The organism is Dysosmobacter sp. (assembly GCF_034093755.1).
In the GTDB taxonomy this organism is placed as follows: domain Bacteria; phylum Bacillota; class Clostridia; order Oscillospirales; family Oscillospiraceae; genus Oscillibacter.
Window position 1 is genome coordinate 1 of sequence record NZ_JAXEBZ010000022.1, and the last position, 23,065, is coordinate 23,065.

23 protein-coding genes and 1 pseudogene are annotated in these 23,065 nt (G+C 62.4%); 7 read left to right on the forward strand and 17 right to left on the reverse strand.

Going from position 1 to position 23,065, the window contains the following annotated elements:
• Nucleotides 1-164 precede the first annotated feature (164 nt).
• From SOX55_RS02690 to SOX55_RS02700, 3 genes and pseudogenes are all read left to right on the forward strand, one after another.
• Complete coding sequence (locus SOX55_RS02690; RefSeq protein ID WP_325285915.1) at nt 165-1,229, forward strand: iron-containing alcohol dehydrogenase; 1,065 nt, start codon at nt 165-167, stop codon at nt 1,227-1,229.
• A gap of 481 nt (nt 1,230-1,710) precedes the next feature.
• Nucleotides 1,711-2,097 (forward strand): SWIM zinc finger family protein, encoded by a 387-nt coding sequence (locus tag SOX55_RS02695; protein WP_325285894.1) that lies wholly within the window; start codon nt 1,711-1,713, stop codon nt 2,095-2,097.
• A gap of 20 nt (nt 2,098-2,117) precedes the next feature.
• Nucleotides 2,118-2,318 (forward strand): annotated as a pseudogene (locus tag SOX55_RS02700) (manganese catalase family protein); the annotation flags it as partial.
• Between the two features lie 95 nt (nt 2,319-2,413).
• Here the strand turns inward: SOX55_RS02700 and SOX55_RS02705 are convergent.
• From SOX55_RS02705 to SOX55_RS02720, 4 genes are all read right to left on the reverse strand, one after another.
• Nucleotides 2,414-3,232, reverse strand: a complete 819-nt coding sequence (locus SOX55_RS02705; protein WP_325285895.1) for a mechanosensitive ion channel family protein — start codon at nt 3,230-3,232, stop codon at nt 2,414-2,416.
• A 153-nt stretch (nt 3,233-3,385) separates the two neighbouring features.
• Nucleotides 3,386-4,297 (reverse strand): translation elongation factor Ts, encoded by a 912-nt coding sequence (gene tsf, locus SOX55_RS02710; protein WP_325285896.1) that lies wholly within the window; start codon nt 4,295-4,297, stop codon nt 3,386-3,388.
• Nucleotides 4,298-4,363: 66 nt separating this feature from the next.
• Complete coding sequence (gene rpsB / locus SOX55_RS02715; protein WP_325285897.1) at nt 4,364-5,092, reverse strand: 30S ribosomal protein S2; 729 nt, start codon at nt 5,090-5,092, stop codon at nt 4,364-4,366.
• 207 nt (nt 5,093-5,299) lie between these two features.
• Complete coding sequence (locus tag SOX55_RS02720) at nt 5,300-5,584, reverse strand: YlmC/YmxH family sporulation protein (protein WP_325285898.1); 285 nt, start codon at nt 5,582-5,584, stop codon at nt 5,300-5,302.
• 155 nt (nt 5,585-5,739) lie between these two features.
• Between SOX55_RS02720 and sigG the strand changes: the two genes are divergently transcribed.
• Together sigG and SOX55_RS02730 are read left to right on the forward strand one after the other, a co-directional pair.
• Nucleotides 5,740-6,510, forward strand: coding sequence for an RNA polymerase sporulation sigma factor SigG (gene sigG, locus SOX55_RS02725; protein WP_325285899.1), 771 nt, complete (start codon nt 5,740-5,742; stop codon nt 6,508-6,510).
• A gap of 70 nt (nt 6,511-6,580) precedes the next feature.
• A complete protein-coding gene (locus SOX55_RS02730; RefSeq protein WP_325285900.1) occupies nt 6,581-6,991 on the forward strand; it encodes a PaaI family thioesterase in 411 nt (136 codons plus the stop codon).
• 55 nt (nt 6,992-7,046) lie between these two features.
• Here the strand turns inward: SOX55_RS02730 and SOX55_RS02735 are convergent, their stop codons facing one another.
• The 6 genes from SOX55_RS02735 to SOX55_RS02760 all read right to left on the reverse strand — a co-directional run bounded on the left by SOX55_RS02735 (nt 7,047) and on the right by SOX55_RS02760 (nt 13,372).
• Complete coding sequence (locus tag SOX55_RS02735) at nt 7,047-8,744, reverse strand: glutamine--tRNA ligase/YqeY domain fusion protein (protein WP_325285901.1); 1,698 nt, start codon at nt 8,742-8,744, stop codon at nt 7,047-7,049.
• A 100-nt stretch (nt 8,745-8,844) separates the two neighbouring features.
• The gene (locus tag SOX55_RS02740; RefSeq protein ID WP_325285902.1) at nt 8,845-9,096 is read right to left on the reverse strand and encodes a DUF6514 family protein; all 252 of its coding nucleotides are present in this window, start codon (nt 9,094-9,096) and stop codon (nt 8,845-8,847) included.
• A 148-nt stretch (nt 9,097-9,244) separates the two neighbouring features.
• Nucleotides 9,245-9,841, reverse strand: coding sequence for a toprim domain-containing protein (locus tag SOX55_RS02745; RefSeq protein ID WP_325285903.1), 597 nt, complete (start codon nt 9,839-9,841; stop codon nt 9,245-9,247).
• Nucleotides 9,838-10,899, reverse strand: a complete 1,062-nt coding sequence (gene holA / locus SOX55_RS02750; RefSeq protein ID WP_325285904.1) for a DNA polymerase III subunit delta — start codon at nt 10,897-10,899, stop codon at nt 9,838-9,840. The genes SOX55_RS02745 and holA overlap by 4 nt, the downstream gene beginning before the upstream one ends.
• An 11-nt stretch (nt 10,900-10,910) precedes the next feature.
• Nucleotides 10,911-13,157, reverse strand: coding sequence for a DNA internalization-related competence protein ComEC/Rec2 (locus tag SOX55_RS02755; protein ID WP_325285905.1), 2,247 nt, complete (start codon nt 13,155-13,157; stop codon nt 10,911-10,913).
• On the reverse strand, nt 13,154-13,372 hold the full coding sequence (locus tag SOX55_RS02760; RefSeq protein WP_325285906.1) for a helix-turn-helix domain-containing protein: 219 nt from the start codon (nt 13,370-13,372) through the stop codon (nt 13,154-13,156). Before SOX55_RS02760 ends, SOX55_RS02755 begins: the two co-directional genes overlap by 4 nt.
• Nucleotides 13,373-13,547: 175 nt before the next feature.
• On the opposite strand from SOX55_RS02760, the gene SOX55_RS02765 reads away from it, so the two are divergent.
• Both SOX55_RS02765 and SOX55_RS02770 read left to right on the forward strand, forming a co-directional pair.
• Nucleotides 13,548-14,921: an S-layer homology domain-containing protein gene (locus SOX55_RS02765; protein WP_325285907.1), complete on the forward strand. Its 1,374-nt coding sequence runs from the start codon at nt 13,548-13,550 to the stop codon at nt 14,919-14,921.
• Nucleotides 14,922-15,026: 105 nt separating this feature from the next.
• Entirely contained in the window at nt 15,027-15,407 is a 381-nt protein-coding gene (locus SOX55_RS02770; RefSeq protein WP_325285908.1) for a hypothetical protein, read from the forward strand.
• A gap of 62 nt (nt 15,408-15,469) precedes the next feature.
• On the opposite strand, the gene SOX55_RS02775 is transcribed toward SOX55_RS02770, so the two are convergent.
• The 7 genes from SOX55_RS02775 to SOX55_RS02805 all read right to left on the reverse strand — a co-directional run.
• A complete protein-coding gene (locus SOX55_RS02775; protein ID WP_325285909.1) occupies nt 15,470-15,808 on the reverse strand; it encodes a histidine triad nucleotide-binding protein in 339 nt (112 codons plus the stop codon).
• A 53-nt stretch (nt 15,809-15,861) separates the two neighbouring features.
• Nucleotides 15,862-16,503, reverse strand: coding sequence for a hypothetical protein (locus SOX55_RS02780; protein WP_325285910.1), 642 nt, complete (start codon nt 16,501-16,503; stop codon nt 15,862-15,864).
• A gap of 1 nt (nt 16,504) precedes the next feature.
• A complete protein-coding gene (alaS, locus tag SOX55_RS02785; RefSeq protein ID WP_325285911.1) occupies nt 16,505-19,150 on the reverse strand; it encodes an alanine--tRNA ligase in 2,646 nt (881 codons plus the stop codon).
• Between the two features lie 207 nt (nt 19,151-19,357).
• Nucleotides 19,358-19,630, reverse strand: coding sequence for a hypothetical protein (locus tag SOX55_RS02790; RefSeq protein WP_325285912.1), 273 nt, complete (start codon nt 19,628-19,630; stop codon nt 19,358-19,360).
• A gap of 92 nt (nt 19,631-19,722) precedes the next feature.
• The gene (gene mgtE / locus SOX55_RS02795; protein ID WP_325285913.1) at nt 19,723-21,138 is read right to left on the reverse strand and encodes a magnesium transporter; all 1,416 of its coding nucleotides are present in this window, start codon (nt 21,136-21,138) and stop codon (nt 19,723-19,725) included.
• A 337-nt stretch (nt 21,139-21,475) separates the two neighbouring features.
• The gene (locus SOX55_RS02800; RefSeq protein ID WP_325285914.1) at nt 21,476-22,072 is read right to left on the reverse strand and encodes a helix-turn-helix transcriptional regulator; all 597 of its coding nucleotides are present in this window, start codon (nt 22,070-22,072) and stop codon (nt 21,476-21,478) included.
• Between the two features lie 167 nt (nt 22,073-22,239).
• A partial coding sequence (locus SOX55_RS02805) for an NAD(P)/FAD-dependent oxidoreductase (protein WP_442873603.1) occupies nt 22,240-23,065 on the reverse strand: 826 nt, incomplete at its 5' end.

Genomic DNA, 23,065 nt, shown 5'->3' on the forward strand with positions numbered 1-23,065 from the left:
GCGACGGAAGAATGCCTCCTTGCTGCCATGGCCCTAAACCTTAAGAGGATGGTAAATGCCGTCTTTTTCTATCTCCAAATCTCCTGTTCTGCCAGACCCGCCGCGGGTTTCGGCAGAATTTTCGTTTTTGTCAACAGGTCCTTTATTGTACTTTATCCCGGGTTCTGCTGGTTTACGGCGGCGGCAGCATCAAGAAAAACGGCATTTATGACAAGGTCTGCTCCCTGCTGAAGGACTTTACGGTTTATGAACTGCCGGGAATCGAACCCAACCCCAAGATCGACTCCGTCCGCAAAGGCGTGGCCCTGTGCAAGGAGCATCAGATCGACATGGTGCTCTCCGTAGGCGGCGGCAGCTGCATTGATGCCTCCAAGAACATCGCCTGCGGCGCCTTCTACGACGGCGATCCCTGGGATCTGGTCATCGGCCACAGCAAGGTCACGAAGGTGCTGCCCATCGCCGTGGTACTCACCATCGCCGCCACCGGCTCGGAGATGGACAACGCGGCGGTGATCAGCAATCCCGAGACCAACGAGAAGCTGGAGCTGAACGCCCCCAACCTCTACCCCACCCTCTCCATCTGCGACCCCACCTACCTGTTCACGCTGCCGCCGAAGCAGACCGCCGCCGGCACGGTGGACATCATGTCCCACGTGATGGAGCAGTATTTCCAGCCCAACAACGAGGCCTTCCTCACCGACCGCTTTTCCGAGAGCGTGCTGAAAACCTGCATCAAATACGGCCCCATCGCCCTGAAAACGCCGGACGACTACGAGGCCCGCTCCAACCTGATGTGGGCCAGCTCCATTGCCCTCAACCACCTGCTCACCGTAGGCAAGGGCGGCGCCTGGTCCTGCCACCCCATGGAGCACGAGCTGAGCGCCTATTACGACATCACCCACGGCGTCGGACTGGCCATTGTCACCCCCGCGTGGATGCGCTACGTGCTGAATGACAAGACCCTGGACCGGTTCGTGATGTTCGCCCGGAACGTCTGGGCCGTGGAGGAGCCGGACCCCCGGAAGGCAGCCCTGGAGGGCATCGACAGAACCGCCGCCTTCTTCCGGGAGCTGGGCATGCCCGCCACCCTGAAAGAGGTGGGCATCGGCCCGGAGCACTTTGAAGTGATGGCGGAGGAGGCGGTCCGCGTCAGCGGCATCGCCAAGCGGTCCTTCTGCCTGCTGAACCGGGACGATATCGTCAGCATCTTCAACAGCTGTCTGGAATAACCCCACAGCCCCCACCTCATCAGCAGCGCCCCCCGATTCGCGGAATCGGGGGGCGTGCAGCTTGTCAAAGAACCTCCTTTTGGGGATAAAGGGGGTTGTTTCGCAGGGGGAGTACGAGGGGGCGGGAGCCCCCTCGTGTGGAATCGAATGCCTGCAAAAAGCCTGCGCAGCGGCAGCTTTTTGGACTGCGCAGCAGGCAAAAAAGCGAGGCATTGTAAAGCAATGGATGTTGCTATCTGACGGGCGGAATGCTATAATCGTTGAAAACTGAGGACCCCACGGCAGAAAACCGCCGTCTGACCCCTGTAGGGAACAGCTTTCTCCCCGCTGCGAAGCAGAACCCATCAAACAGAAAAGGAGCGATACTATGAGCCTGATGACTGCATCCAGTATGGAATCCCGCTGGCGCGGATATGAGTATTTCGAGAGTGGAAAAGTGTCGAACCTGGAACGGCTCGGAGACAAGCGTTTCCAGGCCACTGTGGACGGAAACGGAGATGCGCCGTACAGCGTCACCATCGATCTGGAGCATCTGCGCCGGTCCTCCTGCACCTGTCCCCACGCCGCCGGCAAACGGACCGTCTGCAAGCATATGGTGGCTGTGTTCTTTGCCGCATACCCGGAGGAGGCCGAGAAATACTTTGCGGATGTTGGGAAACTGGAGGAAAAATGGAGACGCCATCAGGAGGAGCTGTCCAACAAGCTGATCCGGTACGTCCATAGTCTCAAAAAGCAGGAGGCCCAGGAGCTGCTTCTTCAGCTGCTGGAGGCCGGCCCCGAATGGCAGCGGGACGGCTTCATCCGGGAGCACATCGGCCCCACGGACTTTTCCAGCGCCGATTTGGAGGTTTCCGGCGGCGGCAAATAACGGCAGGTTGTTCTTACACGGTCGCAGCAGAGCAGAAGGCCCGCGTGACCTACGACAATATTCTGCGGCTGTCCGATGACCCGGACGTCAACGACGTCATCCGGTTCCTGCGGGCTCGGGAGATCGTCCACTTCCAGCGCTTCGGCGAGGGACTGCGGCTGGTCAAGGACCGGCTGGACGAAAAAAACATCTACTATATCAACCCCAGCTTCGACCGGTGACAAAATGCCCCACCGTGCGGTTCTCCCGCACGGTGGGGCATTTTTTACAGTGCTTCCGGCTCGGCCGGGTCAGGGGCGTACGGGGCACCGCCCCATTACTTTCCCTCAGACACCACGCGGACGGCAGGCGCCTGCACGCCGGCGGCGGCCAGCGCCTCGGTGATCTTCTGGGTCAGGTCAAAGTACACCGCCCAGTAGTCCTCGTTTTTGCACCAGGCCCGGACGGTGAACTCCATGGCCTCGTTGGTGCCGCCGCTGAGGCGGGCAAAGGGGGCGTCCGGCTGGGACAGCACCTTCTCCTGCTCCGCCATGACCTGCTGCATGATCTCCTGAATTCTGGCCGGCGCCTCAGACTTGGCGCAGGCGAAGGTCAGGTCCACCCGGCGCAGCTCCGCGGAGGAATAATCCACCACGTTGGTATTCATCAGGCTGCCGTTGGGCACGGTAATCCGCTTGTTGTCCAGCGTCATGATGACGGTGTAGAACAGCGTCACTTCCTTCACCACGCCGGAGACGCCGGCGGCGTCCACATAGTCACCCAGCTTGAAGGGCTTGAACACCATCAGCATGATGCCGCCTGCCAGGTTGGACAGGGCGCCCTGCAGCGCAAGGCCGATGGCCACGCCGGCGGAGGCGAGCACCGTCACCACGGAGGCCATGGGAACGCCCAGAATGCCGATGACGCAGATCAGCAGCAGCACATACAGTGCGATCTTCACGAAGCTGAGGGTGAAGGTCCGGACCTCGCCCTCCAGCCGCCCCAGAGCCTTGCTCTTCTCCAGCAGTTCCAGGAGCTTGCGGATGATGAATCTGCCCACCACAAAGACAATGGCGGCAAACAGCAGCGTCATCACCGCGGACGAGATCACCGACATCACAGCGCCGCCCGCGTAAAACCCGATCACGTTTCCCATACTCAATCCTCTCCTTTGTTTTGTGATACCCTTACTATAGCATACCTTTTGGCATATGGAAATCGCTTTATCAAATTTTACAGTCCCCCGCCGGACGCAAAGAGAGCCGGGACAAATGTCCCGGCTCTCTCGTTGCTCTTTTGCGGGGAGCGCTTACTTCACCATGGAAGCGATCTCGGCAGCGAAGTTCTCCTGCTTCTTCTCGATGCCCTCGCCCTTCTCGAAGCGGACGGCGTCCTTGAAGGACACCTTGCCGCCCAGAGCCTTGGCAGCGGAGGCGATATACTTCTCGACGCTCATGCTGCCGTCCTTCACGAACTCCTGCTGCAGCAGGCAGTTCTCGGCGTAGAACTTGTTCAGCTTGCCCATGACGATCTTCTCGCGGACCTGCTCGGGCTTGCCGGCCATCTTGGGATCGTTGGCCATCTGGACCATCATGATGTGCTTCTCCTGATCCAGCACCTCCTGGGTCACCTGGGACTTGTCCCAGAAACGGGGATTCAGAGCGGCGATCTGCATGGCAACGTCCTTGCCGATCTCGGTGGCGTCAACGCCGCCCTCGACCTCCAGGTTCACCAGCACGCCGATCTTGCCGCCGGCGTGGATATAGGGAACGGACACGCCGTCAGCAAAACGGGCAAAGCGGCGGACCTTGATGTTCTCGCCGATGACCAGAACCATCTCCTGCTGCTGCTGGGTGACGGTCAGGTCGGTGCCGTCATACTTGCAGGCCATCAGGGCGTCCAGGTCGGCGGGAGCCTCCTTGGCCACGGTGGCGGCCACGCCCTTGACAAAGTCCACAAACTTCTCGTTCTTGCCCACGAAGTCGGTCTCGGCGTTGACCTCAACCACAACGCCCACACCGTCGATCACGGCGGCGTAAGCCATGCCCTCGGCGGCAATGCGGGAGGCCTTCTTGGCGGAAGCGGCAATGCCCTTCTCGCGCAGCCACTCCACAGCCTTGTCCATGTCACCGTCGGAGGCGGTCAGGGCCTTCTTGCAGTCCATCATGCCGGCGCCGGTCATCTCGCGCAGGGTCTTCACATCCATAGCGGTAAATGCCATTTTCAATTCCTCCAATATCAGAATGGGAGAGCCTTCTCTCCGGTGTTGTCAGAAATCCGGGCTGGATTACTCAGCCTTCTCCTCGGCGGCCTCTTCCATCTGCTCGCCCTGCTTGCCCTCCAGCACGGCGTTGGCCATGACAGAGGAGATCAGCTTGATGGCGCGGATGGCGTCGTCGTTGCCGGGGATGACATAGTCGATCTCGTCGGGATCGCAGTTGGTGTCGGCGATGGCCACAACGGGGATGCCCAGCTTGTGGGCCTCGGCGATGGCGTTGCGCTCCTTGCGGGTGTCCACGATGAACAGGGCGCCGGGCAGAGTGCGCATTTCCTTCACGCCGCCCAGATACTTCTCCAGCTTGGCGATCTCGCCCAGGTGCTTCATGACTTCCTTCTTGGGCAGCATATCAAAGGTGCCGTCCTCCTGCATGGTCTTCAGCTGGTTCAGACGGTCCACACGGGTGCGCATGGTCTTGAAGTTGGTCATCATGCCGCCCAGCCAACGGGCGTTGACATAGTACTGGCCGCAGCGGGTAGCCTCCTCGCGGATGGCCTCCTGAGCCTGCTTCTTGGTGCCCACGAACAGCAGGGACTTGCCGCTGGCGGACAGCTCACGGACGAAGCTGTAAGCCTCTTCCAGCTTGCGGACGGTCTTCTGCAGGTCCACGATATAGATGCCGTTGCGCTCGGTGTAGATATAGGGAGCCATCTTGGGGTTCCAGCGACGGGTCTGGTGACCGAAGTGGACGCCCGCCTCCAGCAGGGCCTTCATGGAAACGACGTTAGAATTTGCCATTGTGTTCTGTTCCTCCAAATCAAATTTAGTTTGTACCTCTAACCGCCTCATTCTCCCTGCCAACCGTTTCCGGCACAGACAGAAAGTCCGCGGCTATGCGGAATGCTGAAATATAATACCATAAGACTTGGCCGGATGCAAGTGCTATTTGCCAAAAAACAAGCGAAAATTCCGGCATTTCTCCGAAATTTTCGCTTCCGGCCCGTTTTAAAATCTTCTCCGCCGCTTCCGCTCCAGCTGCGGGTCCCGCCGTTGGAAGGGCTTGTCGATGAGGATGATGTCATCCCCGATCCGCTGGATGCACTCCCAGGGAATGTAGAACTCCTCCCCCCTGCCGAACAGGCCGAAAAAGCGGCACCGCCCGTAAACGATGATGGCGCAGACCTGCCCCTCCGGCAGCTTGATCTCCACGTCTCCCACGTAGCCCAGCCGGCAGCCGTCGCAGACGTTGATCACTTCCTTGCACTGCATATCCCGCATCCTGCACTGCATGACCTCCACCCCCTGTCAGAAGCCTATGCGCCCGGCGGAATGTCCTATTCCCGCCGGCAGGCCGGACCTTTTTCGTCACGCCGCGACAGTATAGAAACTCCCCCCGCCGCCCATACTGTTTCCGCCGGCTTATCCGGCGCAAGGGGGCGGTTATCATGCAGGGAAAAGTGGAGATCTGTGGCGTGAACACATCGCGGCTGAAGGTGCTGAAAAACGAGGAGACCATGGCGCTGCTGCGGCAGTATCAGGCAGGCGATCAGAACGCCCGGCAGCAGCTCATTGAGGGAAATCTGCGGCTGGTGCTGTCTGTGATCCAGAAGTTCACCGGCCGGGGCGAGAATGTGGACGATCTCTTTCAGGTGGGCTGCGTGGGGCTCATCAAAGCCATTGACAATTTCGACATCTCCCAGCCGGTGCGCTTTTCCACCTACGGCGTGCCCATGATCATCGGGGAGATCCGCCGGTATCTGCGGGACAACAGCGCCATCCGGGTCTCCCGCAGCATGCGGGACACGGCCTACCGGGTGCTGCAGGCCCGGGAGCGGCTGGTGGCCCAGAACCAGCGGGAGCCGACCGTGGAGCAGATCGCCCGGGAGCTGGGGATTCCCCGGGAGGACGTGGTATTCGCCATGGACGCGGTGGTGGACCCGGTGTCGCTCTACGAGCCGGTCTACTCCGACGGCGGCGATTCCCTGTGCGTCATGGACCAGGTGCGGGACAACCGCAACACCGACGAGAACTGGATTGACCGCATCGCCCTGAAGGAGGCGGTGCGGAAGCTGGATGAGCGGGAGCGGCGCATCCTCTCCCTGCGGTTTTACGAGGGCAAGACCCAGATGGAGGTCTCCGCCGAGGTGGGCATCTCCCAGGCCCAGGTCTCCCGGCTGGAGAAAGGCGCCATCAACACCATCCGCAAAAACCTCTGAGGCGGAAAAGGTTTGACCTTCTCTCCGTTTCGGCGTATGATGGCCTCAGAAATACGAAGGAGGCCGCACCATGGATTACGGAGAGATCGCCAGATACCGCAACAACCGCTCCCGCTTCGCCCAAAAGATGGGCATCTTTGTGGAGGAGATCCGGGAGGGCTACGCAAAAGCCGTCAAAACCATTGAGGAGGATGACACCAACCCGGTGGGCCGCGCCCACGGCGCGGTTCTGTTCGCCCTGGCGGACACCGCCTGCGGCTCCGCCGCCGTGTCCCGGGGCTACAAATGCGTGACGCTGAACGCCGCGTACAACTTCCTCCGGGGCGGCATGGTGGGCGACACCATTACCGCCGAGGCCCGGGAAGTGAAATACGGCAGCACCGTCAGCGTGTATGACGTCACCCTCACGGACCAGAACGGAACGCTGGTGGGCACCGCCACCATGACGTTCTACTGTCTCAAGGAGCCGCTGGACCTGTGACAGGCTCCCGAAAAAGGCGCAAAAAGCCTGTCCCTTTCGGGACAGGCTTTTTGATTTACTTTTTGAAGCCGTCCTTCAGGGACACGCTGCGGTTGAACACCAGATGGCCGGGCCGGGAGTCCTTGTTGTCCAGGCAGAAATAGCCCAGACGCATGAACTGGAAGCTGGCAGGCGCCGCGGCGTCAGCCAGGCTGGCCTCCACCTTGCAGCCGGTGAGAACCTGCAGGGAGTCGGGATTCAGGCAGTCCAGGAAGTTCTTGTCCGCGCCGTCCGGGTCCGCGTCGGTGAACAGGTTGTCATACAGACGGACCTCGGCGTCCACGGCGGTGGCGGCGTCCACCCAGTGGATGGTGGCGCCCTTCACCTTGCGGCCGTCGGCGGGATCGCCGCCCCGGCTCTCCGGGTCATACTCGCACAGCACCTCCGTCACGTTGCCCTCCGCGTCCTTGACGCAGCCGGTGCAGGTGATGAGGTAGGCGCCCTTCAGACGGCACTCGGGGCCGCCGGGGAACAGGCGCTTGTACTTGGGCACGGGAGTCTCCAGGAAATCGTCGGCCTCCACCCACAGATGGCGGGAGAAGGACACCTGACGGGTGCCGGCAGCGGGGTCCACGGGGTTGTTCTCCACGGTGACGGTCTCACTCTCCCCCTCGGGGTAGTTGGTAATGGTCAGTCTGACGGGGTGGGTAACGGCCATGACCCGCCGGGCCGTCTCATTCAGGTCCTCCCGCAGGCAGTGCTCCAGGAAGCTGTACTCCACCACGTTGGCGGACTTGGCCACGCCGATGCGGTCGCAGAAGTTGCGGATGGACCGGGGGGTATAGCCCCGGCGGCGCAGGCCGCACAGGGTGGGCATCCGGGGATCGTCCCAGCCGGAGACCTTGCCGCCCTCCACCAGGGCCCGCAGCTTCCGCTTACTCATGACGGTATGGTCAATGCCCAGGCGGGCAAACTCAATCTGCCGGGGCTTGCTGGGCAGGTCGCAGTTCTCCACCACCCAGTTGTACAGGGGACGGTGGGCCTCAAACTCCAGCGAGCAGAGGCTGTGGGTAATGCCCTCCAGTGCGTCCTGGATGGGGTGGGCGAAGTCATACATGGGATAGATGCACCACTTGTCGCCCTGGCGGTGATGGTGCATGTGGTTGATGCGGTAGAGCACCGGGTCCCGCATGTTGAAGTTGCCGGAGGCCAGGTCGATCTTGGCCCGCAGCGTCATGGCGCCATTGGGGAACTCCCCTGCCCGCATCCGGGCAAACAGGTCCAGGCTCTCCTCCACGGGGCGGTCCCGGTAGGGGCTTCTGGCAGGCACGCCGATGCTGCCGCGGTACTCCCTGAACTGCTCCGGCGTCAGCTCGCAGACGTAGGCCAGGCCCTTTTTGATCAGGCCCACCGCCTGGCGGTAATCCTCCTCAAAATAGTCGGAGCCGTAGAAAAAGCGGTCGTCCCAGTCAAAGCCCAGCCAGTGGATGTCCTCCTTGATGGCCTCCACAAACTCCTCGTCCTCCTTGGTGGGGTTGGTGTCGTCCATCCGCAGGTTGCACAGGCCGCCGTACTTTTCGGCGGTGCCGAAGTCGATGGTCAGGGCCTTGCAGTGGCCGATGTGGAGGTAGCCGTTGGGCTCCGGCGGGAACCGGGTATGGACCGTCATGCCCTCAAACTGGCCGCCGGGGGCGATGTCCTCGTCGATAAACGCATGGATGAAGTTCTTGCTCTCGGACGCTTCCTCCTGCGTGGTTCTGATCTCTTCTGCCATAAGCCGTCATTCCCTTCTCTTCCGGTAATGAATTAGGCACCATTATACCGAAGCCTGTCCGAAATTGCAAGGGGAATCCCGCACAAAAGCGGCGGAAGCCTCAATCCCGCGCAAGCCAGTCCTCCACCACGTCCCGCAGGGAGACCGGCGTCACCAGAAACTCCATCAGCAGCTCTCCCAGGGTCTGGATATCCTGCCGGGAGACGGTTACGTCCCGCAGAGCGGCCTCATCTCCGTCGGAGGCAATTTTCACCCCGTACTGTTTCCGGCCGCGTTCCCCTGTCTCAACCAGCAGGTAGTATTCGTACCACCGGTTCCTGATGTACCTCTCGCCGATGAAAATCTCCCGCAAGACGGTTCCCCCTTTCCAGATCTCAGATCGTCGTGTTATCGTGTTATGGAACCTCGTGTCACTATCATAGCATCAACCCGGGTTATGATCTGTCAATCGTCGTCGAATCCGAAAAAACCCATCCCCGGAGCCGTGTCCGGGGATGGGTTCAGGGCAGCTGCTCCACAACAGCCCGCAGTTCTTCTTTTGTATAGAGCAGGTTCAGCGCCTCCAGCATGCCGTTGGCGGACAGGCGCTCCGGCAGCTCCAGGCGGCGCAGCAGCGCCTGCCGCCGTTCCGCCGCCCCCGGGCCGCCGGAGAGGCCCCAGGCAAACAGGTCCGCCTTGGTGACGGTTCCGCCGGCGGAGGGCGCCGGGGTTTCTTCGTCCTCGAAGGTGGCGCCGGCCCGGCGCAGGGCCTCCAGCAGCACCTCCGGCCGCATGCCCTCCACCCCCAGCTTTCCCTCCTTGCCGGGGGCGCGCTTGCGGCGCTCCTTGCCGTACACATCCGGGATATAGGCCTGCTTCAGCTGCTGGCCGGGGAGAACGCTTTTCAGGTATCCGCGGATCTGGAAGCCGGCGCCGTCGCTGTCCGTCAGCAGAATCAGCCCCCGCCGGCTGCCCAGGCGGCGCAGCAGCGCCACCTTTTCCCGGTCATTGAACACGGAAAAGCCCCCCAGAGTGACGATGGTGGCGTCCACCACCTGGGAGAGGGTGTTTTTGTCATACCGCCCCTCCACCACGATGACCTCCCGGATCCGTCTCATTTCCGCTTCGCCCCCAGACGCACCAGCAGTAGCTTCAGCTCGCCCACCGCGTCAATGCCCCGCTCGCTTTTCAGCCGCAGGTCCAGTGTCTGGCACTGCTTCACCGCGTCGGCGCACCAGTCCCGGTCCGCCCGTTTGGCGGCGGCCAGCCACAGCTTCACCGGGTAATCGGATTTCATGCCCCACAGCTCCATGAGCCAGTACTTGTCCTTGCCGCTGTCGATGGCCAGCCGGGCGGTGTAGATGCGCCGCAGCTGGCTGCCCAGAGCCGCCGTGATTTGAATGGGCTCCGTCTGCATTTTCAGCAGGTCCCCCAGCAGCCGGGCCGCCTCGTTGTAGTCCCCCTTCAGCACCGCGTCGGACATTTTGAACACCTCCGCCGACAGCACCGGGTCCGCCACGGCGTCAATGTCCCGCTGGGTGATGGTCTTCCCCCTGGCGTAGGTGCCGATTTTGGCAATCTCCGGCACCAGGCCCGTCATGAGGCCGCCGCAAATGAAGATGAGATACTCCGCCGTCTGGCGGTCAATGTCCTTGTCCATTTTGTGGAACCGCCGGATAATCCACGGCACCAGGTCGCTGTTGTCCTGGGGGCAGAACTCCACAGCGCTGACATACTTGTCGATGGCGGCGCAGAGCCTCTTCATGGTCCGGTTGGGCTTGTACTCCAGCGTATCGTAGACGAACACAATGCAGCAGTAGGGCGGCAGGTCCTCCAGCATGGCGATGAGCTTCTCCCGCTGGTCCTCGTTCAGCCTGAACAGGTCCATGTCCGTGACGGTGATCAGCGTCCGCTCCGCCATCATGGGCATGGCCTCCGCCATTTCCGCCACCGTCTCCACGTCGGTGTCCTTCCCCTCCAGAGCGTGGTAGTTGAACTCCTCGAAGCCCGCCGGAACCAGTTTTTTCCGCAGCTCCCCCAGGTAGTGCTCCCGCAGGAAGCTCTCCTCGCCGTAGAAAATGTAGGCGCAGCCCGGCTCCCCGCCGGACAGGTCCGCTTTCAGCCGGCGGTAGGCCTCCACGCCTTTGGAGTTTGTGGTTTTCTTGCCGTATGCCATAGTGGATTCCCTCAATTCAATGAAATATGGATATCGCCCAGCAGGTCCGTCCGCAGGACCTCCCCGCCGCAGCGCTCAATGCGTTCCAGCGTCTCCGCCGCCGGATGGCCGTAGGCGTTGCTGCCCACGCTGATGACCACCCGCTCCGGCATGGTGACGTACAGCAGCTCCGGAGAGGTGGAATTCTCCGCGCCGTGATGGCCCGCCACCAGCACCTCCAGGTCCGGCAGCTCCACATGCTGCAGAAGCAGCCGCTCCGTCTCCCGGTCCATGTCGCCGGTGACCAGAATGTCCTGCCCGCCGGCGCTCACCAGAACCGTCAGTCCCCGCTCGTTGTCATCCCGCTCTCCCAGGGGCGGGTAAACGGTGATCTCCGCCTCTCCCAGAGTGTACTGCAGTACCCTCATCCGGGTGGTCTCCACGGCGGTGCCGTGGTCCGCCGCCGCCTGCAGGAGAGCCGCCTGCAGGCCGTCGTCATCTTTCTCCTCCGGGGCCACGATGCAGGCCACCTCCATCCGGTCCAGCAGCCCTGTCACGCCGGATATGTGGTCCGTGTCATAGTGGGTGAGAAACAGCTTGTCCAGCCGGAAGCAGCCGGCGCTCTGCAGGGCGTCCGCCGCCAGGTTGCCCGGGTCATACCAGGCGTTGCCGCTGCCGCAGTCGATGAGGGCGAACTCCCCCGCCGACGCCACCATCAGGCACTGCCCCTGTCCCACGTCCAGGGCGGTGAACTCCAGCATTCCGGCGGCGCTCCGGACCGTGCCCAGCCGCACCGCCGCCGTCAGGGCCGCCAGGCTCACCGCCGCTGCCGCCGGGTATTTGACGGCAGGCAGCTTTTTCAGCGCCCACGCCAGTCCCAGCAGGACGTAGGTTCCCGCCAGCCAGTATTTCAGATACGGATTCGTGAAATACACCGCGTGATACCGCAGCCCCGCCAGCATCTCCGCCGCCCACAGCACGTACCGGATGAGAGCCGCCGGAACCGCGCCTGCCAGCGCCCCCAGCGGGAACCACACCACGCTCAGCCCCAGGGCCAGCAGTCCCGAGGCGAAAATCACGCCCATCACCGGCAGGCACAGCAGATTGCTCAGCGGCGACACCAGCGGAAGCATGCCGAACCAGAAGGCCGACAGCGGCGCGGTAAACGCCAGCGCCCCGAAGGTGACGCTGAGACCGGAAGCCACCGCCTGCCGCAGCCGGTTGGCGCTCCCCCGCGTCAGAAGCCGGAGCAGCCCCGGCGCCAGCCACAGAATGCCTGCCGCCGCCGCGAAGGAGAGCTGCAGGCTGACCGACCATGCGGCGCAGGGGTTCCACAGCAACAGCAGCATCAGAGCTGTCAGCAGCGCCGTAGGCGGGTCGCTGTCCCGGCCGAACACCGGCGCCAGCAGCAAAAACGTCAGCACAACAGCCGCCCGGACCACCGACGGCGTGCCGCCGGTCATCAGGGCGTAAAACGCCAGCAGAGGGACGCCCAGAGCCGCCAGCAGCCGCCTGCGGTGCTTTCCCACGATTCCCTGCAGCAGGGCCAGCAAAAAGCCGCAGTGCAGCCCGGACACCGCCAGCAGATGCAGCATCCCCGCCTGGGTCAGGTCCGTGCAGCGCTTTTCCGGCAGCGCCCCCTTTTCCCCGGTGAACAGCGCCGTCAGAAACGCGCCCTCGTCTCCCGGGAACAGCAGGGCAATCCGGCGGCTGAGGGCCTGCTTCAGCTCCACCGGCCACCAGCGGGGACTGCCTACGCTGTCCCGGCCGGTTACCGTCTCTCCGCCGGAAACCGCCAGGAGGAAAATGCCCCGTGCCGCAAAGCTCCGTTCCGCGCTTTTGTCTTCCGTCTGAGGAAGGGGCCGGAATTCCAGAGGGCCGGAAACCGCGCTGCCCGGCGGCAATCCCATCAGGGAGCTGTCGCCGTAGTACAGGACGCGGACGCCCTCCCCTTTCAGACGCACCGGAACCCGCACGCCGGCGGTGGTTTCCTCCGGGTAATCCTCCGTCACCAGCACCGCTGTCCGGACCGTGCCGGCCAGCTGCTCCGCCGGAAACCGCGCCAGCGACTCATAGGTCCAGTTCCAGCACAGCGCCGCGGCCGCGCCGCCGCAGATGAGCACCATCCGCAGCCGCCCATGTCCCCGGAGCAGAAAGCCGGTCAGCGCCAGAAGCAGCATCGCGGCGCAGCCCGCCGGCTGCCATTCCCAGGGCAGCAGGTAACGGGCCGCAAACACTCCGGCGGAGAAGGCGGCAGAAAACGCCGCCAGCTTTCTCATGGCTCTGTGGGCGACGGGTCATCCGTCAGTCCCAGCAGGTAATCGGTGCTGACGCGGTAATACTCCGCCAGCTTGATCACCGCCCACACCGGGATCTCCCGCAGACCCTTTTCGTAGCGCCAATAGACGTTCCGGTTCATGTTCAGGTACTCTGCAATTTCGATCTGAGACTTGTCATGGTCAACGCGCAGATCTTCCAAACGCTGAAAATACATGAAACCACCTCGATTGAATGCTACCAATCGGTTGCATTCTCTTGTGTATTTTCACCCAAACGGCTTCACTCAATTCTACAGCACCTTTTGGGAAAAAGCCAGCGCAAATACTTGACCAGCCAGAACGCGGAAGTTATTATAGTAGTACCATTTCAATTTGAGAGGAGACAATCTCATGAAGCGCTTTATGGCGACCCTGTTCACCGCCGCGCTGCTGGCGGCGGCGCTGTGCGCATCCGCTTCCGCTTCCGATTTTGACGCCGTGGCGGAGGACCTGTCCTCCATCGGCATGTTCCGGGGCACCGCCAGCGGATTTGAGCTGGACCGGGCTCCCACCCGTTCCGAGGCCGCCATCATGCTGGTGCGGCTCTACGGTGCGGAGGAGGAGGCCAACGCCGACTACGCCGCCGGAAAAATCAGCCATCCCTTTACCGACGTCAGCCAGTTCACCTCCCCCTACGTGGCCTGGCTGTACACCAACGGCATCACCAACGGCTACACCGCCACCACCTACGCCTCCCAGCGGCCCTGCAGCACCCAGAACTACGTGGTGTTCCTCCTGCGGGCTTTGGGGTATCAGGACGGGCAGGACTTCCAGTACGCCGACGCCCTGACCTTCGCCCGGGAGAAGGGCTTCTATGACCCCTCCATGTTCCCCGGCGCCTTCCTGCGGGATGATCTGGCTGCCCTCACCTATCAGGCCCTGGCGGCCGACACGGCTGACGGCAGCACCTACCTGCTGGACAGCCTCATCAGAAGCGGCGCCATTGACGCCGCCGCAGCCGCTCCCATGACGGAGAAGATTGAGCTGTACCGGGCCATGAACGCCGCCGCCAGCAAAAGGAACTCCCCCGCCATCGACATGGACACTACCACGAAGATGGATATGACCATGACCGTCGCCGGGGAAAGCCAGACCATGTTCACCGGCGTCACCAGCAGCATTCAGATGGACACCACCAATCCGGAAAAGATCCGGCTGGCCTCTGTCATGCGCTACGATCTGCTGGGGGAAACCCTGGAAATCAGTGAGTGGATCAAGGACGGCTACGTCTATGTCCGCATGGGCAGCGGCGGCGAGAAAACGGGCTACAAGTACGCGGCGCCTGATCAGACGGAGGCGCTGGAATCGGCCAGGGCCGTGGACGTCAGCGCCATGGACGTCAGCGGGCTGGCCATGATCGACTCCATCACGGAGAATAACGGCGTTTACACGGTGGTTATCGGCAAGGCCATGGCAGGCTACATGGACAACGCCCTCTCCGCCCTGGCCGACGAGGAGATTACCGCCGACGCGGAGATCAGCGACATCGTCATGACCGTCACCACCGACCGCGCCGGAAACCTGAAAGCCATGACCATGGTGTTCGGCATCACCCTGCAGATGGAATCCGAGGGGATGGTGATCGAAGTGGCCTATGACTACGATGTGGCCGTCAGCATCAAGGCCACCGGCAGCAAGGTGAAGATCACCTATCCCAGCGTCCTTTCCACGTTCCCGGAGCTCTCCCTGGAGGAGATTGGCTCCACAGGCTCCCCGGAGCTCTGAGCACCATACGATAATAACGAGCCGCCCCTCTTTACGCAGGGGCGGCTCGTTCTGTAAGGCGTATCCCCCGTCCCCTCCATCAGCAAACCAGCGAAGCGTTTGCTGATGGAAAAGGAGGAGCAAGGAAGCGGATGCAGTTTTCGCCGCAGGCGGAAACGTAATCAAGCGGACTTTGCTAATCGTATTCCCGTCCCTTCCGACGGCAAACCAGCGCAGCGTTTGCCGTCGGAAAGCGCAGAAAACACCGACGAAGATAAGAGCCGCCCCTCTTTACGCAGGGGCGGCTCGTTCTATAAGGCGTATCCCCGTCCCCTCCATCAGCAAACCAGCGAAGCGTTTGCTGATGGAAAAGGAGGAGCAAGGGAGCGGATGCAGTTTTCGCCGCAGGCGGAAACGGAATCAAGCGGACTTTGCCAATCGTATTCCCGTCCCTTCCGACGGCAAACCAGCGCAGCGTTTGCCGTCGGAAAGCGCAGAAAACACTGACGAAGATAAGAGCCGCCCCTCTTTACGCAGGGGCGGCTCGTTCTGACAGGCGGTTTCTGCGCTCAGCCGGGAGGCCAGGTCATATCCCGGCCGGACAGCACATGGAAGTGCAGGTGATGGACGCTCTGGCCCGCCTGGTCGCCGATGTTGGAGACCACGCGGTAGCTGTCCATGCCCATGTCGGCGGCCAGCCTGGCGATGACCTCAAAAATGTGGGCCACCACGGCGCTGTTGGTGCCGTTCACCTCAGACACGGAGCCGATGTGGGCCTTGGGGATCACCAGAAAGTGGGTGGGCGCCTGGGGGGCGATGTCGTTGAACGCCAGGCACAGGTCATCCTCATACACCTTGCTGCTGGGGATTTCCCCGGCAATGATCTTGCAGAACAAACAATCAGACATGATGCAAACCTCCTTCTTTTCCGATTTTCAGGGCCATTCGCCCATAGCGGACTTTATGAAGCGGCCTCCGGGACCGGAGTCCAGTCCTCCCGGTGCCACCGCTTTTCCAAAAATTCCTGCCGCAAAAAGCGGTCAAACTCGTCAGCTGTAACCTCCCTGCCGTCGATCTCATGGTACGGGCAGGGAGAACGGTCCTCCGGGTAAATCAGCTCGTCCCGGGCGAAGAAAACATGGGTTTCCATTTCGCTGCCGTCCGGTCCATAGCGGAACATCCGGTAATTCCGGCAGCCGCCGTAAAAATACATGCGGGCCATGGTACCGTCCGCCAGCGGCTCCGACCAGCCGGTCATCTCCACGGCGTCCAGTTCCCAGCAGTCGATGCTCTCACCGTTGTAATGGAACACCGCGTTCATCCCGGCGGGACAGTCCTCCATCTGGACCAGCAACTCGTCGCCGCCGTCGCCGTCCAGATCCTGAAAGCCATATTCCAGTCCACCGGCTTCCCGGCAGAACCGCCAGTTTTCCGCGGCCCCATCAGCCAGCAGGGACGTATCCCCGCGAAGCAGCGCGTCATACGCCGCTTCCGGACCCGGCAGGACGCACTCCCCCCGGCGCTGTCCGTCATGACAGGACAGCGCCAGGCAGAGAACCCCGAGGACCGCAAATAGAACGCGGTCCCGGACAGCAGCGTGCATCTCAGCCCAGCCTGGCTGCCACGAAATCGTCCACAGAGGCCAGGGCGTCATCCAGCTTCAGCAGATCACTGCCGCCGCCCATGGCGCTGTCGGGCTTGCCGCCGCCCTTGCCGCCGCAGATGGCGCAGACGCTCTTCACCAGATCGCCGGCCTTGATGCCCTGCTTCACGGCGTCCTTGCCGCAGACGGCCAGGAAGGTGATCTTCTCGCCGTTGGCAGACGCCAGCACCGCCACCACGCCGGGCTCCTTGTCCCGCAGGAAGTCGCCCATCTGGCGCAGGGCGTTGGCGTCCATGCCGTTGCGGATGGCAGTCAGGACCTTCAGGCCCTTCACGTCCTTGGCAGCGGTCAGGAACTGGCGGGCCTCACCCAGGGATGCCTCCGCCTTGAACTTGTCCAGCGTATGGCGCAGCTCCTTCATCTCGTTGACCTGCTGGTCAATCTTGCTCTCCAGCTCGCCGGGGGTGGTTTTCAGCATCTGGGCGGCGTGGAACAGCACCTGCTGGTTCCGGTTCACCGTCTCCAGGGTCTGCTTGCCCACGGTGGCCTCGATGCGGCGGACGCCGGAGGCCACGGAGGCCTCGGACTTGATGCGGAAGGGACCGGCCTTGGCGGTGTTGTCCAGGTGGGTGCCGCCGCAGAATTCCATGGAGAAGTCGCCCATCTCCACCACGCGGACCACGTCGCCGTACTTCTCGCCGAACATGGCAACGGCGCCCTTCTTCCTGGCCTCCTCAATGGGCAGAACCTCCGTCACCACGGAGTAGCCCTCCAGGATGGCGTCATTGACCAGGCGGTCAATCTCGCTGAGCTGGGCGGGGGTGATGGCCTCAAAGTGGGTGAAGTCGAAGCGGAGGCGGTCCGGCTCCACCAGAGAGCCGGCCTGATGGACATGATCGCCCAGAACCTTCTTCAGGGCGGCGTCCAGCAGATGAGTAGCGGTGTGGGCACGCATGATGGCCTTGCGGCGGGTCACGTCGATGGAGGCGGTGACCGTCTCGCCCACCGCGAACTGGCCGCTGACCACCTTGCCGGAGTGCATGAACTTGCCGCCCTTGTTCTTCTGGACGTTGGTCACCTCAAACTTCGCGCCGGAAGCGGCGGTGATGACGCCGTGGTCGGCCACCTGGCCGCCCATTTCCGCGTAGAAGGGGGTCTGGTCCAGCACCAGGATGGCCTCAGCGCCGGCGGCTACCTCGTCCCGCAGCTCTTCCTCCGCCACAATGGCCAGCACCTTGCCCTCGGCCTCGGTGTGGTCATAGCCGATGAACTCGGTGGCGGGCATCTCACTGCCGAACTCAATGCCGGCCCAGCCCAGGTCACCCAGGGCTTCCCGGGCCTTCCGGGCGCGGATCCGCTGTTCCTCCATCAGCTGGTCAAAGCCGGCGCGATCCACGGTCATGCCCTCTTCTTCCACCATCTCCACCGTCAGGTCGATGGGGAAGCCGAAGGTGTCATACAGCTTGAAGGCGTCGGCGCCGGAGAACACGGTCTCGCCGCTGGCCTTGTGGGCCGCCAGCAGCTCGTTGTAGATCTTCATGCCGCCGTCGATGGTCTTGGCGAAGTTCTCCTCCTCGGTGCGGATGACCTTGGTGATATAGGTCTGCTTGTCCCGCAGGTCGGGATAGGCGAACTCGTTCTCCCGCACCACGGTATCCACCACCTCGTGGAGGAAGGGCTTGTCCACACCCAGCAGCTTGCCGTGGCGGGCGGCCCGGCGCAGCAGGCGGCGCAGCACGTAGCCCCGGCCCTCGTTGGAGGGCAGGATGCCGTCGCAGATCATCATGACGGAGGAGCGGATATGGTCGGTGATCACCCGGAGGGACACGTCGGTCTTGTGGCTCTCGCCGTAGTGGGCGTGGGTGATCTCGCTGACCTTGTTGGTGATGTTCATGACGGTGTCCACATCGAACAGGGAGTTCACGTTCTGAACCACGCAGGCCAGACGCTCCAGGCCCATGCCGGTGTCGATGTTCTTGTTCTTCATCTCGGAGTAGTTGCCCTCGCCGTCATTGACGAACTGGGAGAACACGTTGTTCCACACCTCGATGTAGCGGTCGCAGTCACAGCCTACGGTGCAGCCGGGCTTGCCGCAGCCGTGCTCAATGCCGCGGTCATAGTACACCTCGGAGCAGGGGCCGCAGGGGCCGGCGCCGTGCTCCCAGAAGTTGTCCTCCTTGCCGAAGCGGAAGATGTGGTCGGCAGGGATGCCGATGACCTTGTTCCAGATCTCGAAGGCCTCGTCATCATCCAGGTAGATGGTGGGATACAGACGGTCCTTCTCCAGACCCACCACTTCGGTCAGAAACTCCCAGCAGAAGGGAATGGCCTCCTTCTTGAAGTAATCGCCGAAGGAGAAGTTGCCCAGCATCTCAAAGTAGGTGCCGTGGCGATCGGTCTTGCCGATGTTCTCAATATCGCCGGTGCGGATGCACTTCTGGCAGGTAGTGACGCGGTTCCGGGGAGGCTCCTCCTCCCGGGTGAACCAGGTCTTCATGGGGGCCATGCCGGAGTTGATCAGCAGCAGGCTCTTGTCATTGGCGGGAGGGATCAGAGAGAAGCTGGGCAGACGCAGGTGGCCCTTGCTCTCGAAGTAGCTGAGGAACATCTCCCGGAGTTCGTTCAGCCCGTAATAGGGATGTGCCATAGTGTTGTTTCCTCCTAAAATTAATTTGCAATCATTTCATTAAAAAAGCCTCCGCCCCTGTCGGTTAGGGGCGAAGGCTTGCTTCACGGTACCACCCTAATTATCCCCCTTGCAGGGGCATCTTAGCCATCCGGTAACGGAGATGACCCGTCCCGCTCCTCGCGGGCCGCTCCAAAGTGGCTGCTTTGCGGCGTAGGCAAGGGGCTTTCACCGTTCCCCCTCTCGCTTGGCCGGTCTCGCAAAGCTGTCTTTGTCACAGCGATTTTGCTCTTTTACCGAAATTATTATATCCTTTTTGTTCTTTTTGTCAAGACAGGCAGCCGCATTTTTCATCTGACGCTGCCGCCGCTTTTTCACCTGAGTACACTCACCTGTCCGCAGGCACTCGCCGCAGTGGATGCAGGAGGTCACATTGCTGCTCCGGTTCAGAAGCATCCAGACCACCGTGGGAACCGCCAGTGCCAGCAGCACAGCCAGCAAACGGAATATCGTCACAAAGACCGCCTCCTTTTCTCCTTTAATTTACCAGAAAGAAGGCGTTCTGTCTGTGGCATCCGCAACTTTTGCGCGGTTCAGAAGCCCATCACGTTGATCAGCAGCATCCAGGCCAGCCCGTAATACGTCACCACGGCCACCAGATCGTTGACGGTGGTGATCAGCGGGCCGGAGGCCACCGCCGGGTCCACGTTCATCTTCTTGAACAGGATGGGGACCACCGTGCCCGCCACGCTGGACAGCAGCATGGACACCGCCAGCGCCGCGCCGGTGCAGAAGGACACAGAGAAGGACAGCACCGCCGGATTCCCCTGCAGCACCATCAGATAGAGGCCGATGACGCCGAAGGACAGCACCCCCAGCACCAGGCCGTTGGTCAGGCCCACCCGGGCCTCCTTTCCCACCAGATACAGCTTTTCCCGGCTGCTGACCTGCTCGTCCATCAACACCCGGATAGTCACGGCCAGGGACTGGGTGCCCACGTTGCCCGCCATGTCCAGCACCAGGGACTGGAAGCACACCACCAGCGCCAGATGGGCCACCACATGCTCAAAAAGGCCCACCACGCCGGACACCAGAATTCCCAGACCCAGCAGCACCATCAGCCACGGCAGCCGCTTGCCCACGCTCCGGCGCACCGGCTCCCGCAGGTCCTCCTCCGCCGACAGGCCCGCCAGCAAGGCGTAGTCCTCCCCCAGCTCCTCGCCGATGAGCCGGGTGATGTCCTGGGCCGTCAGCACGCCCTTCAGCCGGTTCTCGGAGTCCAGCACCGGCACGGAGTCCTCGGAGTAGTCCCGGATGCGCTCCAGACAGTCCTCCGTCTGCTCCGTGGCGTACACATAGGGGTAGGAGGTCATGGTGATCTCGCTGAGGGGCGTTGTCTCCCGGGCGATGATCAGGTCCTTCAGGTCGATGGCGCCCAGCAGCGTCTCATCCTCGTCCACCACGTAAATGGTGGAGATATTGTCATTGTCCGCCGCCTGCTCCACCAGCTCCCGCATGGCCTGGCTCACGCCGATGCCGGCCCGGACGGCGATATAGTTGGTGGTCATGCGGCTGCCGATCTCCTCCTCGTCGAAGGAGCTGAGAAGGGAGATCTCCCGCTTCACATCGTCCGCCATCAGGGAGATCAGGGCGCTGCGGGCAGGCTTTTCCACCTGCCGCAGGTACTCCACGGCGGTGGGCGTCTCCAGCAGGGAGAGAATTTCCGCCTGCTTTTTGAAATCCAGCTCGCCCAGGTACTCCCGGCGGCACTCCGAATACTCCAGCACCTCCGCCAGCGTCTCCGGGCCCAGCACCCGGTAGACCTTGAACCGCTCCTCCCGCTTCAGCAGGTCCAGTACCGCGGCAATATCGTTGGCGTGGTAGCCCAGCAGCTTCTCCCGCATCAGCCGGGGCGTCAGATTGCTGCGGATCACCGCAGCGATCTCCTCCCGGTAATCCGGCTGACGGGTCAGGACCGCCTGCTGCTCCAAATTCTTCCTGCCATTCATGTCTCTGTCCTCCGTTCATCAGACTCTGCGACGGGACCTTTCCGGGGTCCCGCGCAGGAGGGCGCGGAGAGGCAGCGGCAAAATGGGCGCAAAAATACCACTGCCGCCTGTTTTCCTCACTCCGCACCTGCCAGTTTGCCGATGCAGCGCAGTTTCACAGAAGACAATGGTATCCGGCGCAGACCGAAAAAAGCCGTCAGAACACGGAGGCGGCGCAGCCCCGCGTCAGACGCCGGATGGTTCCATTGTCTCCCCGTCTACTGCAGCTACTGCCGTCCATGTTCTCACCTCACTTTTCATGATTCTGTATGAATTGTAGCAGTTTTTGACTTGCAAGTCAAATGATTTTCGCCGCTGCCACCCCGGCGGCGCAGACCCCCACGGCACTGACGCCCAGGGCCGCGTACCCTATGGACACCGTGCCCAGGGCCAGCAGGCCGAAGGCGATCATCCCCAGGGAAAACACCCCGGCGGAGATGAGTCCCACACTGACCACGCCCACGGAGAAATTCCCCACGGCGATGACGCCCACCGCCAGGGTGTTTTCGCTGGGATGACGGTCCCGGCCGAACCGGACGGACACCAGGGGAAGGCCAAGAATACGGGTCTTGCTGGTGTATTGGAAATAAGGCCCCCAGCTTCTCCGGCAGTCCCCCGTCAGGGCGTCCAGCTTCTGCTCCAGCCGGTCCGCCAGCTCCGGGGACAGGGACTCCGCAGCGCCCGGCTCCGGAAGCGCCCGCTCCTCCCGCACCAGGTCATCCAGCGTGACGCCGAACAGGTCCGCCAGCGCCACCAGCTTTCCCAGCTCCGGCATGGCGGCTCCGCCCTCCCACTTGCTCACCGACTGCCGGGTGACCCCCAGCCGGTCCGCCAGCTGCTCCTGGGACAGGCCCGCCCGGCGGCGCAGGACCGTCAGCTTTTCCGAAAGTTCCATTCTTCCGTCCTCCCTTCGTTGGATAGCCTCATGGTACGCGCCGCCGGCGGAAAAAGCAAGAAAAGGGCGGGTGGAACTTCGTCAACCACCGGTTGCGGGCCGCGGATCTGCCGGCAAAACGGGCAAAACGGCCTCCGGTTCAAAACCGGAGGCCGTTTGATGGTCTGTCAGCCCTCTTCGGCGATCCTGCGGCCCATGAGGACACCCATGACGGAGGCCATCATGAGGCCCCGGGTCCAGCCGGAGCTGTCGCCCAGGCAGTGGAGGCCCCGGAGGCTGGTGTTGAAGTCCGTGTCCATCTTCACCCGGTTGGAGTAGAACTTCAGCTCCGGGGAGTAGAGCAGCGTCTCATAGGAGGCGAAGCCCGGCACCACGTGATCCATGGCCTGGATGAAATTGATGATGTTCACCATGGCCCGGTAGGGCATGGCGGCGGTGATGTCACCGGCCACGGCGTCCGGCAGTGTGGGCCGCAGGTTGGACTGGGCCAGCTCCTTCTGCCACGTCCGCTTGCCGTCCAGAATGTCGCCGAACCGCTGCACCAGAATCTGGCCGTTGGCCAGCATATTGGTCAGCTCGCCCACCTTCTGGGCGTAGGCAATGGGCTGGTTGAAGGGCTCGGTAAAGTTATGGGACACCAGGATCGCCAGATTGGTGTTGGCGCTCTTTTTCTCTTTAAAGCTGTGTCCGTTGACCACCGCCAGATCGTTGTCGTAGTTTTCCTGCGCCACAAAACCGCCGGGATTCTGGCAGAAGGTCCGCACCTTGTTCTTCCAGGGCTTGGGGTAGCCGATGAGCTTGGATTCATACAGCACCTTGTTCACCTTTTCCATCACCTCGTTGCGGCACTCCACCCGGACGCCGATGTCCACGGTACCGGGCTTGTGGGCAATGTGGTGTTCGGCGCAGAGCTTTTCCAGCCAGTCTGCGCCCCGGCGACCGGTGCCGATGACCACTGTATCGGAGTACACCGGGCGCAGGTCGTCGCCTTCC